Source organism: Paenibacillus kribbensis (assembly GCF_002240415.1).
Classification (GTDB): domain Bacteria; phylum Bacillota; class Bacilli; order Paenibacillales; family Paenibacillaceae; genus Paenibacillus; species Paenibacillus kribbensis.
The window spans coordinates 59,963-76,228 of sequence record NZ_CP020028.1 but is presented as its reverse complement, the minus strand read 5'-3'; the positions used below and the strand labels follow the sequence as shown (position 1 = coordinate 76,228).

The following is a 16,266-nucleotide window of genomic DNA, read 5'->3' as shown; positions in this document are numbered from 1 at the left end:
CCCTTTCATTTCAACTACTTTCCGATTTCAATTCCATCAAATGGATTTTCATCCCGGTTGGCCGGGAATACAAAATTCGTAATTTTTTTCTGGTATACGGCAGTTTTCTTAATATATGAAATAGGCACAATGGCAGATTGCTCCTGAAGCGTCTTCAGAATCGAAGCATACAGCTCTTGACGCTTGGTTTCATCTGTCGATGAGAGTGCTTCGTGTACTTGCTGATCCAGATTCTTCTTCATTGGAAGGGCGCTTAGCACCTCGGAAATCCCGAAGCTCTTCTTGGCAATGACGTTAATAAAAGAATGAGGATCATAAGGCGCACCATAGTTGTACCAGAAGTACAGATCAAACTGGTTGGATCTAAGGCGCTTGATTTGAACCGTCAGCTCCAGCCCGGTCAGGTTCACTTTAACACCCAACTCTCCCCATTCCGCCTGAATGGTTTCAGCCATCGCCTTTTGGATCGGATCGGTTTTATCAAAAATCAGCTCAAAATCGAGTTGCTGTCCATCCTTCTCCCGCACCGTACCGCCAGCTGGCAGCTTCCAGCCGGCCTCATCCAGCAGCGCTTTGGATTTTTCCACATCATAGCCCACGGGCTGTAAGTCCACATTCGTATACGGATAGTTTTTGGACAAAACGGTATCCGCTTTTTCCTCCAGCCCTGAGGTCACACCTTCCACCATCGCCTGCTTGTTAAAGCCATGCTGGAGGGCCAAGCGTACGCGGAGGTCTGACAGCTTGGGATTGGACGAATTGAGCAGCAGGCTTCTTGTGCCGACAGGATCGGACAGCTTGGTAACATACTTATCTGTGTCGCGAAGCTGCTTGAAGGCATCCAGACTAATGACACCTTCTCCGTAAATCAGATCCAAATCGCCTTTCTCAAAGGCCATTACACGCGTTTCGCTATCGGGAATGATTTTTACGATAATTTTATCCACCTTCGGTGCAGTTCCCCAATAATTTGGATTGCGCTTAAAGGTTGCATATTCATCCTGCTTGTATTCATCCAGCATCCAAGGTCCTGTACCTACAGGTTTCTTGATGCCTTTGGAGGTGTCCCCATCATCCGGGAACCCGGCCTCACCCAAAAAGCGGAACGGACGAACGACGGACAAATCCTGAAGCACCGGGTAGTACGGCTCCTTGAGCGTCAATCGGAAGGTGCTGTCATCCACGACCTCCGTTTTGTCGAGAACACCTACCACACCAAGCCAGCTGTGCGTCTTATCATTTTTCATGATTGCGTCAAAGTTCTTTTTGACAATAGCTGCGTTGAACGGTGTTCCATCTGAAAATTTCACACCTTTGCGAAGCTTGAACGTATATGTTTTGCCGTCCTTGGATATCGTCCAGGATTCAGCCAAAGCAGGCTCCAGCTTGCCTCCTTGCTTGTAGCTGACTAACGGCTCATAAATCATGGATTGTGCAAAAAGCTGGGAAGGGTTGTATACGTGAGGATTCATTGTACCAATGTCACGCGGCCACGATAGCGTGATCGACTTTTCATTGGCAGCTCCGTTCATTGAGGTGGATGCAGGTGTATCCTCCTGCTTCGCGCAACCTAAAATAACGGATAATAGGAGGATTGCCACCAACATAAGGGTGGTAGTCTTGCGGTGTCGAACGGACATCAATGTTTTTCCCCTTTTCTATATATGTGATAATGATTATCATAATCATATTAAGAATAGGTAGCACATCTTATTTTGTCAACAATATTCGACAAGGAAAGATCAAATTTATTTTAAATTTGTATAATTTGAGATAGATGGATCATTCCACCAACGTTTGAAACAAGGTGTGAGTGTACTCATGCTGTAACAGGCTTTCATCCCAATCCTTGAATACTTCCACGATCTCCCCCTGATACATAACGGCAATCCGATCACAAAACGGACGGGTGGATTGAAGATCATGAGTGATGAAAAGGTAGGATAACTGACGTTCTATCTGGACTTTCTTGAGCAAGTCGAGTACGGAGGACTGTGTTGCTGCGTCGAGATTGGCGACGGATTCGTCAAACAGGATGATTTCCGGCTCCACCGCCAGCGCACGAGCGATGCATACCCGCTGCTTTTGTCCGCCGCTTAGCTGTGATGGGTATTTCTCCAGACTGTCAGCCTCCAAGCCTACCGATTCCAGCAGGGACAGACAGATATCCAGCGCTTGCGCTTTTCGCTCAGGAAAATAATTGCGGATCGGCTCCAGCAAAATATCGCGAATGGTCATACGGGGATGCAGTGAGGAAGACGAGTCCTGAGCGACCAACTGGACTCGCTTGTACAGATGAACATCCTTCACCTTTCCACTGTGAATGGGCTGACGATCCAGCCAAACCTCCCCCGAGGTCAACGGTTCCAGCCTCATGATACATTGTGCCAGCGTACTTTTGCCGCTTCCGCTTTCCCCAACCAGTCCGAGGCATTCTCCCCGCTGTAATTCAAGACTTACCTGCTTCACGGCGGCCTGCTCGCTATCTTGCTTGCTAAACCAGCCTTTTTTCCGTCTGCGGACAGGATAAGTTTTGGTCACTTGCTTCAATTCCAGTATCATTCGTGCATCCTTCCTTCCGGCCTCATCTCCAATACGCGATCCGCTATACGGCCTATGCCCTGACGGTCATGAGAAATCAACAAAATGGTGAGATCGAAGTCCTCTCTCAGCTGCTGGAGCAATGCCAAAACCTTGTCCCGGTTGATGACATCCAGCGCCGTAGTTGGCTCGTCGGCAATAAAGAGGCGCGGCCCGGAGCTTAACATGGCAGCCAGCAGCACTCTTTGGCACATGCCTCCACTTAGCTCAAACGGATACGACGACAAAATGCGCTCCGGGTCCGCAAATCCGACCTTGCGGAGCAGAGCGTGTAGATAAGCCTCCTGCGATTGCGTAGCGCGGCCCCCAGCTAGCTCCGTGGCACGGCTTATCATCCGTCTCATCCAGGGTAGCGCACCCTGTAGAACGGCTTGCTGCGGTGCAGCGAAGGACGGGGCAGTATGAGCACCAGCATGCCCCGGCTCCTTCTGTTCGTGCGGCAAATGACGCCGCCCGTGCAGCCTTAACGTATCCGTCAACTGTGCGCGGACGGTACGGATCGGGTTCAGCCCGCTCAGCGATTGCTGAATGAGCAGCGCAATATCCTCGCGGCGCAGCCTTTGCCAGCGCCGTTCATGGAACGGGACGATGTCCTCCCCGTTATAGTAAATATGCCCTTGCGTAACAGCGATCCCCGGCTCCAGCATGCCTGCGATTGCATGTGCAGTCAGGCTCTTGCCGCACCCGCTCGGTCCGGTCAGAGCCACAATTTCGCCCGGATATACGGAAAAGCTCACATCTCGCAGCAGCGGTTGATGGCCACCGTTCCGCATTATTTCCCCGTTCGCTTCCGATTTTCTACCTGCATCCGAGCCTGTTCCCGTCTCATTAGCTATTCCCGCGCCTATACGGCCTATCCCCAAATGTTCCACGTGTAACAGCGGCTTGCGCCCGTCCACTCGCTCTATCATATCCTTTCGACCAATGTCTGTCCGATGCTCCACTATTTCGCCGCCTCCTTTTCAGAAAAACGGTCACCCAGCAGCTGGCACGCAAGCACAAACAGCATAATCGCCAAGCCTGGAAAAATCATGACATGCGGAGCCACCTGAAAATACGAGGTTGCATCATGCAGCATCACGCCCCACTCTGGCTTGGGCGGCTGTACGCCCAGTCCAAGAAAGGAGAGCCCGGCAATCATCAGCACCACGCGCCCGATATCCCATACCGCATAAACAACCAACTGCGGCAACACTTGTGGCAATACGTAACGTCTTAGTATGCGTATGTGTGAATTGCCGGATAAACGGGCATATCGCACATAGTCCTCCTGACAGGCTTTTTGAACCAGACTGCGGATATAACGGACATAGCCCGCCCACCGTACCGCAATAATAGCCAAGGTCATGTTAACAAAACCCGGGCCCAAAATCCCCACAATCGCCACCGTCAAAATAATATCGGGAAAAGCTAGCACGCCATCAATTCCCCGCATGATCAGCTGATCCACACGCCCACGTACATAGCCAATGAGCAAGCCTATCGGTAGACTGACACTCAGCGTAGCCACAGTAATCGCGCACGCGATTAACACACTCGTTCGAATCCCGTAAATCAGCCGTGACAGTACATCCCGCCCCAGGTGGTCTGTACCAAAGGGGTATTCCTGGCTAGGTGGGGCCAGACGGTTCAGAAGGTCCACATTCAGAGGATCATGAGGAGCAACCCATGGAGCCAGCACCCCGAGCAGCACGATCAGGCCAAACAGCACACTGCCAGTCAGCAGGCTTCCTTTGAAGGAAAGCCGTATCCTTTTCATTTCCAGCTTCCTCCCCTAACGCAAACGCAGCCTTGGATCTATCGCCGTCTGGACCACATCTACCAAACACTGAACGCCTACAATTAAAAATGCAGCAAAAATAACATACCCTTGAATCACGGGGTAATCTCGCTGCGTAATCGCATCTATAAAATACTTGCCCAAGCCCGGCCATGAAAAAATCGTCTCCACGATGACATTACCTGCAAGCATAAATGACAGATTCGTACCTAACAGCGTAATAATAGGCAGAATGGCATGCTTAAATACTTCAAAAAACAGAATATGCGTACGGGAGAAGCCTCTGGCCTTCGCCGCTTTCACAAAATTCCGATCACTCAGCTCCAGCATTTGCGCACGCAGCACACGAGCTTGTACGGCCCCCAAACCTGCGCCAAGGGTCAGGGCTGGCAGCACCAGATGCGTCCAGTCCTCCCTGCCCATGGATGGGAGCCAGCCCAGACAAACAGAAAACAAATAGATCAACAGAAAGCCAAGCCAAAAGGAGGGAATGGACGAGCCCAACAGGGCCAAAAGTCTGCTCAGACGATCCAGCGGGCCGCTGGATTTGACCGAGGCGGCCAGTCCCATCCCCAGAGTCAGCACGGTCATCACGGCAAATCCGGCCAAAGCCAGCTCTACAGTAGCAGGCAGTCTGCTCCACAGCTCGGCCAGCACCGACTCCTTGGATACATACGAAGTGCCCCAATGCCCTGTGAACACATCCCGCAGCCAGTTCACATACTGAATATGAAGCGGCTCATTCAAGCCCAGCTCATTCCGCAGTGCCGTCAACGCCTCCTCAGAGGCAGGTACATTATGTGCAGTAAGCAAAATGGTAGCAGGGTCCCCCGGAGCTAGTCTCATCAGCACAAAAGTCACCGTAGAGACAGCAAATACAATGATGACCAGCTGCGCCGCACGTTCCAGAATAAAACGAATCATAAGATACGTAGCCCGCTATTTCGCAATATCGGATTGCGCTGTAATGTAGTAATACTCAATCGGATGGGGCGTAAAGCCCTCTACCCCTTTTTTCACACCAAATACATTGTCAGGATGCACAATGAACGACTGCGGTAAATTCGTATTAATGATATCTAATGCTTGCAGTGTCAACCCATTGCGCTCTGCAGTATCTTTTGCCAACTTCAACCGGCCAAGAATGTCCTCCAGCGGTTTGGAGACATAACGGCTCACGTTAGCTTCGCTTTTCGAAGAATAAAAGGTATCCATAAAATATTGCGGCTCCCCTGTATGGGCCGTCAGCATACTGTACATGGCAAAATCCCAATCGTTTTTGGTCAACGCCTCATCAATATTTTCCACCTTGCGAATCTTGACCTGAATCCCCTCTTTCAGTAATTGGCTCTGGATGACCTCAGCCATTACGGATAGCTCCGGGCGCTGAGGGAAGGTCAGCAGCGTAACCTCGAACGGCTTGCCTTGCTTGGTCCATGTACCTTGGGCGTCCTTTCGCCAGCCATCCTTTGTTAGCAGCTGCTCCGGCGTTCCGTCCAGTGCTTTACGCTCGACCTTCCCGAAGGGAAGAATACTCGGGAATGGACTGCTTGCCTCCGTACCAAAGCCTCTCATGACCGCACTCACAATGGATGCGCGTGGAATCAGACTGTCCACAACCTTGCGGTTCGCTGCGTCTTTGAACACAGGCGACTCCATATTGTACACGATCATATGGGTACGCAAGGAAGGAGCCGACAGCACCTGCAGCTTGTCGTTCTTTTTCAACACCTCCGCGTTATCCACCGGAATATCCGTCGCTACGTCCACCTCACCGGATTGCAGCGCCATCAGGCGCGAATTGCCATCCGTAATGAACTTCATCGTCGCTTCAGCCAGATGAGCCTTCTCTCCCCAATATCCGTCATAGCGTTCTACAACCAAGGATTGATCCTTGTTGAACGCTTTGATTTTAAAAGCACCTGTCATCGCAGGATAGCTCTGCTCATCTTTCATAGACGCTACATCCAGCACAATCGTCGATGGATCAGCCAGATTGGACACCAGCGCCGCGTTCGGCTGGTTTGTCGTGATTTTCAACGCCAGCGGACCGCTTACATCAATGGACTTCACATCCAGCAAATCCTTCGCCAGATGGCTTTTTTGAATAGAACGGAGCAGCGAAGCCTTGACGCTGGCTGCATCCATACTTTTTCCATCATGAAAAGTAACCTTATCCTGCAAGCTGAACGTCCAGACGGTAGGACTATCCTGCTTCCACCCTTTCGCCAGCCAAGCTACAGGCTCCAGCTGTTCATTCAAACGGACAAGTGTCTCACCTGCACCGGACCGCATAACATCCCAGCTATTATCTCCGTGCGGGTCAACGCCTGACGGTTTCCAAGTGTATGCCATCACCAGCTTTTTATCCGCTGCGTTCTGCTTAGTGGGTGTGTTTTCACCCTTGCCGGAGTTGTCCGCCATCTTATTGGTTGTGGCACATCCCGAAAGAGCCATAACTACCATCAGCAGCAGCAATCCCGTACATATGAGCCATGAACGCCTATTACGATTGCTCATCATTCCATAAATCCCCCTCTATCTTGTAAAATCATATAACCTAACGTGAAAAAAGCATCCCCGACCGCATGATCAGCAGTCAGAAATGCTTCCATTATAAAATGCCAAAGCTCACCCTCTGCACCCTCTAAAAAAGGGGATCGGTCGGTTTCAGACATTCCGTATGCAGCACGCCTAACCACCTCCCCAGCATCCCGTGGGTCCGACAGTGATGTTAAAACAGGCAGGTCTCCTGACTTCAGGCGTACCTTTCAGGCCTTCCCGGTTCTTCACAGTTCCAGTGGCTGTTCTGAAAACTCCAGCAGTCTTCTGCTGATGCCTGTATACAGTGGCGGGTCCGTGTCGGAATGTACCGAACTTCCCTTTTAAGTGAACACATAGCCCACCACTACAAGGCTTCAATAAACCCTGTATGTGGAAAGTTCGGCTCACACCTGTTTTCTTCCTTTATTCCTTTATATTACGATTTAGGACTATCTTATTTTGTTGCTACTGACTTGTCAACAAATGTTGCGAAATAATTTAAATTTGAACGATATGGTGAGAATCAGAGCTATGGCTTTCCGTTGCATGCACGCAATTCACGTGCTAAAATTAGGTATATAGATACCCACCGTGTCCGTATACTAAAAAAGAGTCTTCGCCGCTCCAACGGCAAAGACTCTAGGACTTGAAAGGCTGTGGATCACCACCACGGCGCGCTGCATAACTGAATGTTAATGCAAACGAAACCCACCGTTAGGCGCCTAACCTAATTACGCGGTGGGTTTTCGCTTGTTCCGAAATTTGTACACCACGCCTCTTCCTACCACTCTAGCAAATTCTTCTAATATATAAACCAACTAAGAGTTAACTTTAGCACCACTGCGCAGTAAAAATATTAGTAAATCCCTCATCTTAGAAAGGATGTATCCTTTTGAAAATAAACAGCTTTCGCTTCTTTATACTTTCCTTGCTCGTTCCAGCTCTGTTATCTTCCTGCTCTCCATCTTCTACTCCAGCAACAGAATCAATTCCATCGAAACAAATCCAATCAGGCGAAAAGACAGCTCCAGTCGGACAAGGCCAATATCTATCCATGACCTATACAGAATATGTGAATGGGAAAAATACAGATAAAGGTATGGTTATGCGGGTCATGACGTATGACTTAAGCAGTAAAAAAATGGCCAAGATGGCTGATGTACCTTATACTTCTCAATACCCACTTTCTGTAGTGTCCTTACCTGATCACAAAATTTATTATTCTGCTGATGTTGATGATAAGGGAGACCAATTATTTTCGTACGATTTAAATTCAAAAAAAATCGAACAATTATCCGATAATTTGTTTGCGATTAATCGTATAGTACCAACTACTCCAGAAGGTCCACTCGTTCTAGCCGCCGTCAAAAAAGGGGAACGTACACTTAAAACCGTTTTCTACAATAAATCAACTCATACAATGCAGTTCTTGCATGATGAAAATCAGGATATGAATACTTGGTCTGTATCTTACAACCCTAGCAAAAGCGCAACTTACATTTCCCAATTTTCTGAAAATGGACGAGATAAACAAAGAGACATCGCAACCAAGAAACAGGCCACTATGATCCCTCCGGACTACAGGGTTACAGAATTCAATAACATCACCAAACAAGAGAGACCTGTCATCACACTAAAGAACGAACAAATCCTATCAATGTCCAGCAGTAATGATCAATTGCTCCTGGTAACTGCTCGTTTCATTAATCATGGTAACCCCGAGTATAGTCTTGTGGATATTGCTACTGGCAAACGCACCAAGCTTGAACTCCCCATTTCGTCCCGCAGCTTTATCTATATGTCCCCGGACGGCAAGGGCATCTATTATTTGGGCAGTGCCTCCCAGAAAAATCAGGAGGAAGGGCGCGGCGTATATTATTATGATTTCACATCAAAAATCCAAACCCCAATCTTCATACAGGAAGAGGGTTTTATCAATAACTTCATGCTGCTGAACAAATAATCCGTTCTGAATAATCCTATGCCAAAAAGCCGGAAAAAGAGGCTTACGTCCTCTCTCCGGCTCTCTTTATATATTCCTAATCATCCAACCTTCTGCGGAACCTCCGACACATTCACGCCTTTGACCGAATCCCCCTGTTTTCTCGTCAAAACGATGTTCAACACAATCGCGGTAATCGAGCCGGATACGATGCCATTTTGCAGCAGCATTTTGGCAAAGCTCGGCAGTTGGTCGAACATTTGTGGTAGAACGGCAGAGCCGAGGCCCACGGCAATGCTGCATGCCGCGATGAGCAGATTGCTTTCCTTCCGTAGGTCCACTTCTGACAAAATGGACATGCCGGATGCAGCGACCGAGCCAAACATGACGATCATCGCCCCGCCCAGTACGGCATTCGGAATGACGGTCGTCAAGGCTGCCAGCTTGGGCAACAAACCGAGAACAACCATGATTCCCCCTGCTGCAAAAATAACGTTACGCGATTTGACGCGAGTCAGCGAGATCAGACCAACATTTTGCGAGAAGGCCGTGTAAGGGAACGCATTAAAAATCCCCCCCAGCATAATCGCAAGTCCTTCGGAACGAAGTCCATTGACGATTTGCTTCTGCTCCACCTTCTGATCAATCGCCTTGCCTACTGCCAGATAAACCCCCGTAGACTCGACCATGCTGACAATATTGACGATAATCATCGTACATACCGCCATAATGCTAAACTCCGGCTTGCCAAAATAAAACGGCTGCGCAACACTCACCCATGAGGCATCCGCCACGGGAGCAAAATGTACCATTCCCATCGCATAAGCGACCACAGTACCTGCAAACAAACCGATAAGCACGGAAATCGAACGCAAAAAGCCCTTGGCTACTCTATTTACTAGCAGAATAACCAGCAGTGTAACCAACGCCAGCAGTAAATTACGCGGCTGTCCAAAATCTGCGCTGCCCTGTCCACCTGCTACATTGTTCATCGCCACCGGGATGAGGGACAGACCGATAATGGTAACGACCGAACCAGTAACCACCGTCGGGAAAAAGCGTAGCAGCTTGCCATACAGCGGTGCCGCAAGCACCACGAATATCCCGGATAAAATAATGGCCCCGTACGCGGTCGCCAGGTTCGAGGTCGAGGCAATCGCGATCAGCGGTCCTACCGCCGTAAACGTACAACCCAGAATGACCGGTAGTCTGCTGCCGAAAAAACGTGTACCCATAATCTGCAGCAACGTGGCAATCCCACAGGTGAACAGATCGGCGGCTACCAGATAGGCCATTTGGGCTGGCGTCAGGTGCAGCGCTCCTCCTACGATCAGAGGAACGGCAATCGCTCCGGCGTACATCGCCATGACATGCTGGAAACCCAGCGCAAATAACTTTTGTTTGCTTAACATCCCACATTCTCCTTAACGGGAGGAATCACCGCATCAGCTTCCTCTATAAAATGAACCTCGCCCGGTGCCATAGAAGCGATACGCGCAAGAGAACGTACAGCAATGCCTCTTTGCTCCAATAGTCCGCGTCCTTCCTGAAAGCTCTTTTCGATGACGCAGCCAACCCCGGCCAGCTCCGCTCCCGCTTCCTTCACAATATCCGTAAGCCCAACCAAGGCTGCGCCAGTAGCCAGAAAATCATCCACGATCAGCACATGGTCGCTGGCATCCAGATATTTTTGGGAAATGCTCACTTGATAGGTTTCCTGCCGTGTGAACGAATGAACCTCAGCGAAGTATACCTGCTCATTCAGCGTGATTGCCTTCTTCTTCTTTGCATAAATAAACGGGACACCCAGAGCAATGGCTGTAGCCATCGCAAACTGAATACCGCTGGCTTCAATTGTAAGCACCTTGGTAATCGGGGCACTGCCGAACAAGCGTGCGAATTCCTTGCCAATTTCCAATGCCAACGCTGTATCCACCTGATGATTCAAAAATGAATCTACCTTTAATACGGTGTCCGATAAAATCTGTCCTTCTTGACGAATACGTTCCTCCAAAGCTTTCATTACGCCGATATCGCTCCTTTTGTACCTAAAAATAGAATAAAATCTGCCAAAACCAAAAAAGGACCGGCTCCCTTGAGTTGTTTCTCAAGTGAAGCCTGTCCTTGGGGTTATCGTCCCTTGACGGATTGGGGCACAAATAAATGTCCGCATTCATCCGAAGCGCTATCACTCATAGTCGGACGATTGCAGTGGTCATCCGGTAGAAACTTTTGGGCCATATCCCCAATATTATACGAGTCATATGAAATTGATATCTTGTATACTACACCCTCTGGCTGGTGGTTTCAAGACTATTTTTCATACAAATAGCGGCACCTGAAGAACCTTCCACAATTTGAAAATCGGTAAAGCACATCACCTTCTGTTCAAACTCAAATCCACACAAAACAACATTCAATTTTATATATAATTTTAAAAACAAAAATAAAACCAAAAAATATACTTCCGTTTCTGTTGACTGCACAGATAAACGGAAGTAGTATGGAATTAGTTAAGAAACAAAAGGCAGACTTTCAGCACTGCCGGGATTTTATCCATGCAAGGAGATTGGATATGAATAATTATCTTGCTGTTGATATTGGAGCTTCAAGCGGAAGACTCGTGAGTGCAACTCTGGAAGGTGACCAGCTTCACTTGGAAGAGCTTCATCGGTTCAACAACTCCTTTACCGAAAGGGACGGACATGATTACTGGAATATCGACCATCTATTAGAAGAAATTATTCAAGGCTTGCAAAAAGCTAAACAGAACGGGATTCATTCCTGTACGCTCGGCATTGATACATGGGCTGTAGATTACGTGCTGCTTGATAAGGAAGGCAACCGCATTCATGAGGTATACGCTTACCGTGATGCACGCACCCTTCATGCACCCGACAGGCTGCACCAGCTCATCAGTAGAGAAGATGTATATGAGAAAACAGGCATTCAGGAGCTCAACTTTAATACGCTGTATCAACTGTTCGTCCATGATCGGGAACAGCTTGCCCAGGCGGATAAAATATTGATGGTGCCTGATTATCTGTACTACCGCCTTACTGGCATTATGGTCAATGAAATGACAAATGCATCCACGATGCAGCTTCTCAACGTGAACACCCGGGAGTTTGATGAAGACCTGCTGTCCCTGCTCCAGCTTCGGCGCGATCAATTTTCGGAGCTTGCTGAGCCTGGACGGGTTCTGGGTTCTCTTTTGCCGGAGCTTGTTCAAAAGTACGATCTTCCAGACTGTCAGATCATTCTTGTGCCTACGCACGATACCGCATCAGCTGTTGCAGGAGTTCCATCACAACGTGAGGAATCCTGGGCTTATATTAGCAGCGGAACGTGGTCACTACTGGGAATGGAACGATCCGAAGCCTTAAATACAAAGGCGGCCATGCAGGCGAACTACACCAATGAGTGGGGCGCTTACGGTACGTACCGTTTTCTGAAAAATATTATGGGCTTGTGGATGATTCAGGAGGTGAGAAGAGAGGGTGGTTCCGCACACAGCTTTGCCGAATTGGTCCAACTGGCTTCGGCAGAGACACCGTTTGCCAGTCTCGTCCTCTGCAACCAGTCCTCATTCTTGAATCCGGATAGCATGATCCTTGAGATTCAGCGATTTTGCGAAGACACGGGGCAGCCCATCCCCCGAACGCCGGGTGCGCTCGCCCGCTGCATTTTTGACAGTCTGGCCTTAAGCTACCGGGATGCCTTACATGAGCTGCAACGTTTAACGGACGAAACGGTTGCCAAATTGCACATTGTCGGCGGAGGCGCCAACAACGAACTACTATGCCAGCTAACAGCCGATCTTTTGGAAATTGAGGTTCAGGCAGGTCCTTCTGAATCTACAGCTATCGGTAATATTGTCGTGCAATTAATCAGCTCCGGTGCCCTTGAAGACCTCAAGGCTGCTGGCAGAGTTATTGCCCAATCCTTCCCGACTCGCCTCTATAAGCCGCAATTGCTGGAAGGCTCGAAAGAGCTGCTGGATCGCTGGGAACACCTTAAAAGACAAACCATGTCCACTACTCAGATATCTTAATAAAGGAGTATAAAGCCATGAACGAAGCCATTGAAGCCAGTTATAACGAAGCGAAAAAGCTGTATGCCCGCCACGGTATTCAGGTGGATGACGTTTTACGCAAGCTTTCAGAAATCAAAATATCACTCCACTGCTGGCAGGGAGACGATGTGCAGGGATTCCTGTTTAAAGATAAACAGCTGAGCGGGGGGATTGCGGTAACGGGCAGCTACCCGGGCAGAGCAGGAACGCCAGCTGAGCTGCGTCAGGATTTGGAAAAGGCCCTATCGCTCATTCCAGGTCAGCATAAGGTCAATCTGCACGCTATTTATGCGGATACGACAGAGCAGGTGGATTTGGATCAACTGGAGCCACGCCATTTTCAGAACTGGGTGGATTGGGCCAAACAGCAAGGGCTTGGGCTTGATTTTAATCCAACCCTGTTCTCCCATCCCAAAGCGGAGGACGGTTTCACATTGAGCCATAAGGACCCGGAAATTCGTGATTTCTGGATCACGCACTGCAAAAAATCGCGCAGGATTGCCGAGTATTTTGGCAAGGAACTCGGTCAGCCCTGTGTTACAAATCACTGGATGCCGGATGGCTATAAGGATGCCCCGGTTGACCGCCTGGCTCCAAGAGAACGTCTGCGCGATGCGCTGGACGAAATTTTCAGCGAGGAAATCAGCGAAGAATACAACATTGATGCGGTTGAAAGCAAGCTGTTCGGCATCGGCTCGGAAAGCTATGTCGTCGGCTCACATGAATTTTATATGGGCTACGCCCTGACACGCGGCAAATCCATCTGTCTCGATGCCGGTCATTTCCATCCAACGGAGGTCATCTCGAACAAACTGTCGTCCGTGCTCATGTTTACCGATCAATTATTGCTCCACGTCAGCAGACCGGTTCGTTGGGACAGCGACCATGTCGTGACCATGGACGACGAACTGCTCGACATTGCCCGCGAGCTGGTTCGTGGGGATTTGCTTTCCCGAACACATATCGGCCTTGATTTCTTTGATGGCAGCATCAACCATGTGGCGGCATGGGTCATCGGCACACGCAACACCATCAAAGCACTGCTTCGCGCCATGCTGGAACCGATTGAGGAGCTAAAAAAGGCAGAGGAGGAAAGAGACTTCACGACTCGCCTTGCCCTGGTTGAGGAATTTAAATCGTATCCGTTCGGTGCCGTATGGGATTACTATTGTGCTCAAAACGGTGTTCCTGTTCGTGAAGAATGGCTGACCGAAGCGAAAGATTATGAACAACAAGTACTGTTGAAACGATAACTCTGAAACGGCAACTACTGCATTGATAAGCTTGTATTTTATATTATACAAAGGGAGAGATCATACATGACTACTGTGCTGGAAAATCAAAAAGAACAAAAGTCGGGGCTCGATATTCCATTCGTTCGCGAGATGGCGGAGATTACACAAAACATGTGGAAATTCGGATGGGATGAACGCAACGGAGGGAATGTAAGCTATATTCTGGATGAAGCTGAGGTTGCCAAATATCTTGATATTCATCAAGTCATTCGGACGATCAAGCCTGCTTTTCCAGTGAATGAGCTGGCTGGAAAATATTTTATCGTCACCGGATCAGGCAAATATTTCAAGAACGTCATTGCCGATCCTGAAGCCAATCTGGGTGTCCTTCGTGTCTCCCAGGATGGAGAACAGCTGGAACTCTTGTGGGGCCTCAAGGATAATGCGGTGCCTACCAGCGAATTGCCTTCGCATTTTATGAGTCACATTGAGCGCTTGAAGGTTGATCCTAACCACCGTGTCGTAATCCATAATCATGCCACTCATGTCATTGCGATGACGTTCATTCATAGCCTGGATGAAAACCAGTTCACCAAAACCCTGTGGGAAATGTGCACCGAATGCATCGTCGTCTTTCCGGATGGTATCGGCGTGATCCCTTGGATGGTGCCGGGTTCCAGTGAAATTGGCCGCGAAACGGCAAAGAAAATGAAGGATCATCACGCTGTATTATGGCCTCATCACGGTATTTTCGGAACAGGCAGCTCGATTGATGAAGCGTTTGGCCTGATTGAAACGATTGAAAAAGCAGCGCAAATTTATATGCTCATTGCACACCATGATATTCAGCAACGGATTACGGATCAGGAATTGGCCGATCTGGCCAAAGCCTTTAACGTTACTCCAAGAAAAGGAATTCTAAACGTATAAGCATAATCAAGCTTATCGGTTCAACTAAAAAGGCTCCACGGCTTGTCTCACGCAGGCCATGGGGCCTTTGTCATTCCTATTCCTATTCCTATCGGACCATCACCTTTTATGCTGATATCGCATAAAGAGCTCTGTTCTATCTTGATAACCCTAAATTCCTATGAATTAACTTGTAATTATTCTTTCCTTTATATACAATAAACTCAAAATCCCCTTATCTCCACCAAAGGAGAGGTGACGTATGATGAAAAAAGTAAAGAATGAAGATCACTTCGACATCGTGGAAGACCATTACTTCACAGCTACCGAACTGGAAAAATCCAGTGCCATATGGCCAGTCCGACTCGGGATGGATATTTCGAAAACCAGCTGTCATGTGGGCCCTAAGGCTGTGCCCTATTTTTATTTCATTTTTGTGCTTGAAGGTCAGGCAGAGTTTATTTACCAGCACAAAAGTCAGCGTGTCCAAAAGTCCGATTTATTCTGTTTCTTTCCGCATCATGCACATGAATATTACACGGATCAGGCGAACCCGCTGCAAAAGGTATGGATTGCCTTTGAGGGACCCGAGTCTCTTGCGCTGCTAGAGCGAATTGGGATTAAGCCATCCGCGCCTTTTATTGCTAACGCAGTGAACGGGAAGATTTTTGAGCTTATCTCCAACCTGTTCTCGATTGTCAATGACAGCAACAGACAGGGCAGCGATCTAGCCCGCCTGATTACACTCCATCAGATTTTCGAGGAGCTGTCCCGGAACACGTCTGACGCGCTTCGCAGCCTTGCAGGCTCTGATTATTGGCTCCAGCAGGGGAAGGATTACATTGATATGCATTACTGTGATCGTATTACCATTGAACAAATTGCCGAGCATGTAGGGGTGGACCGTGCGCATTTTTCACGCAAATTTCATTCTACCTTCCTCATCTCTCCCGCCAAGTATTTGCAAAACCTCAAGATTAACGAAGCCAAAAGATTACTGGACCAGACGACTTACAACTTGTCGATTATTGCCCAATCCATCGGTTACACCGATTTATCCACCTTCTCCAAGGCATTCAAGAAAACAGCAGGAATCCCGCCACGTGAGTATCGCTTCCGGCACCAGTCCCGGCAAGAGATCCGTACCGCTAATGCTTAATGACCTGATCCTAATTCGCAC

The 16,266-nt window shown here is 48.7% G+C and carries 13 protein-coding genes and 2 riboswitches; of the genes, 5 read left to right on the top strand and 8 right to left on the bottom strand.

What is annotated here, in order from left to right:
- Positions 1-14: 14 nt before the first annotated feature.
- The 6 genes from nikA to B4V02_RS00320 all read right to left on the bottom strand — a co-directional run bounded on the left by nikA (position 15) and on the right by B4V02_RS00320 (position 6,904).
- Positions 15-1,640: a nickel ABC transporter substrate-binding protein gene (gene nikA, locus B4V02_RS00345; RefSeq protein ID WP_094153350.1), complete on the bottom strand. Its 1,626-nt coding sequence runs from the start codon at positions 1,638-1,640 to the stop codon at positions 15-17.
- A gap of 142 nt (positions 1,641-1,782) precedes the next feature.
- Positions 1,783-2,562 (bottom strand): ABC transporter ATP-binding protein, encoded by a 780-nt coding sequence (locus tag B4V02_RS00340; protein ID WP_094153349.1) that lies wholly within the window; start codon positions 2,560-2,562, stop codon positions 1,783-1,785.
- Complete coding sequence (locus tag B4V02_RS00335; protein WP_244188418.1) at positions 2,559-3,545, bottom strand: ATP-binding cassette domain-containing protein; 987 nt, start codon at positions 3,543-3,545, stop codon at positions 2,559-2,561. Before B4V02_RS00335 ends, B4V02_RS00340 begins: the two co-directional genes overlap by 4 nt.
- Positions 3,545-4,360: a nickel transporter permease gene (gene nikC / locus B4V02_RS00330; RefSeq protein WP_094153348.1), complete on the bottom strand. Its 816-nt coding sequence runs from the start codon at positions 4,358-4,360 to the stop codon at positions 3,545-3,547. Before nikC ends, B4V02_RS00335 begins: the two co-directional genes overlap by 1 nt.
- A gap of 15 nt (positions 4,361-4,375) precedes the next feature.
- The gene (gene nikB, locus B4V02_RS00325; protein WP_094153347.1) at positions 4,376-5,305 is read right to left on the bottom strand and encodes a nickel ABC transporter permease; all 930 of its coding nucleotides are present in this window, start codon (positions 5,303-5,305) and stop codon (positions 4,376-4,378) included.
- Positions 5,306-5,320: 15 nt separating this feature from the next.
- A complete protein-coding gene (locus tag B4V02_RS00320; protein ID WP_094153346.1) occupies positions 5,321-6,904 on the bottom strand; it encodes an ABC transporter substrate-binding protein in 1,584 nt (527 codons plus the stop codon).
- Between the two features lie 202 nt (positions 6,905-7,106).
- Positions 7,107-7,302: riboswitch (cobalamin riboswitch) on the bottom strand.
- Positions 7,303-7,817: 515 nt separating this feature from the next.
- Here B4V02_RS00320 and B4V02_RS00315 point away from each other — a divergent pair.
- Positions 7,818-8,888, top strand: coding sequence for a hypothetical protein (locus tag B4V02_RS00315; protein WP_244188417.1), 1,071 nt, complete (start codon positions 7,818-7,820; stop codon positions 8,886-8,888).
- 80 nt (positions 8,889-8,968) lie between these two features.
- Here B4V02_RS00315 and B4V02_RS00310 read toward each other — a convergent pair whose 3' ends face one another.
- Entirely contained in the window at positions 8,969-10,279 is a 1,311-nt protein-coding gene (locus tag B4V02_RS00310) for a nucleobase:cation symporter-2 family protein (protein WP_094153345.1), read from the bottom strand.
- Entirely contained in the window at positions 10,273-10,890 is a 618-nt protein-coding gene (locus tag B4V02_RS00305; RefSeq protein WP_094153344.1) for a xanthine phosphoribosyltransferase, read from the bottom strand. Before B4V02_RS00305 ends, B4V02_RS00310 begins: the two co-directional genes overlap by 7 nt.
- 152 nt (positions 10,891-11,042) lie before the next feature.
- Positions 11,043-11,146: riboswitch (purine riboswitch) on the bottom strand.
- 296 nt (positions 11,147-11,442) lie between these two features.
- On the opposite strand from B4V02_RS00305, the gene rhaB reads away from it, so the two are divergent.
- The 4 genes from rhaB (at position 11,443) to B4V02_RS00285 (ending at position 16,245) form a co-directional block, all read left to right on the top strand.
- On the top strand, positions 11,443-12,921 hold the full coding sequence (gene rhaB, locus B4V02_RS00300) for a rhamnulokinase (protein ID WP_094153343.1): 1,479 nt from the start codon (positions 11,443-11,445) through the stop codon (positions 12,919-12,921).
- A 17-nt stretch (positions 12,922-12,938) separates the two neighbouring features.
- Positions 12,939-14,195, top strand: a complete 1,257-nt coding sequence (gene rhaA, locus B4V02_RS00295; RefSeq protein WP_007433087.1) for an L-rhamnose isomerase — start codon at positions 12,939-12,941, stop codon at positions 14,193-14,195.
- Positions 14,196-14,261: 66 nt separating this feature from the next.
- A complete protein-coding gene (rhaD, locus tag B4V02_RS00290; RefSeq protein WP_094153342.1) occupies positions 14,262-15,107 on the top strand; it encodes a rhamnulose-1-phosphate aldolase in 846 nt (281 codons plus the stop codon).
- Between the two features lie 241 nt (positions 15,108-15,348).
- Positions 15,349-16,245, top strand: coding sequence for an AraC family transcriptional regulator (locus tag B4V02_RS00285; protein WP_094153341.1), 897 nt, complete (start codon positions 15,349-15,351; stop codon positions 16,243-16,245).
- Positions 16,246-16,266: the final 21 nt, after the last annotated feature.

What these genes read in the sequence shown, in the direction of transcription:
- nikA (WP_094153350.1), bottom strand. Translation starts at nt 1,640, where the DNA reads ATGTCCGTTCGACACCGCAAGACTACCACCCTTATGTTGGTGGCAATC.
- B4V02_RS00340 (WP_094153349.1), bottom strand. Translation starts at nt 2,562, where the DNA reads ATGATACTGGAATTGAAGCAAGTGACCAAAACTTATCCTGTCCGCAGA.
- nikC (WP_094153348.1), bottom strand. Translation starts at nt 4,360, where the DNA reads ATGAAAAGGATACGGCTTTCCTTCAAAGGAAGCCTGCTGACTGGCAGT.
- nikB (WP_094153347.1), bottom strand. Translation starts at nt 5,305, where the DNA reads ATGATTCGTTTTATTCTGGAACGTGCGGCGCAGCTGGTCATCATTGTA.
- B4V02_RS00320 (WP_094153346.1), bottom strand. Translation starts at nt 6,904, where the DNA reads ATGATGAGCAATCGTAATAGGCGTTCATGGCTCATATGTACGGGATTG.
- B4V02_RS00310 (WP_094153345.1), bottom strand. Translation starts at nt 10,279, where the DNA reads ATGTTAAGCAAACAAAAGTTATTTGCGCTGGGTTTCCAGCATGTCATG.
- B4V02_RS00305 (WP_094153344.1), bottom strand. Translation starts at nt 10,890, where the DNA reads ATGAAAGCTTTGGAGGAACGTATTCGTCAAGAAGGACAGATTTTATCG.
- rhaB (WP_094153343.1), top strand. Translation starts at nt 11,443, where the DNA reads ATGAATAATTATCTTGCTGTTGATATTGGAGCTTCAAGCGGAAGACTC.
- rhaA (WP_007433087.1), top strand. Translation starts at nt 12,939, where the DNA reads ATGAACGAAGCCATTGAAGCCAGTTATAACGAAGCGAAAAAGCTGTAT.
- rhaD (WP_094153342.1), top strand. Translation starts at nt 14,262, where the DNA reads ATGACTACTGTGCTGGAAAATCAAAAAGAACAAAAGTCGGGGCTCGAT.
- B4V02_RS00285 (WP_094153341.1), top strand. Translation starts at nt 15,349, where the DNA reads ATGATGAAAAAAGTAAAGAATGAAGATCACTTCGACATCGTGGAAGAC.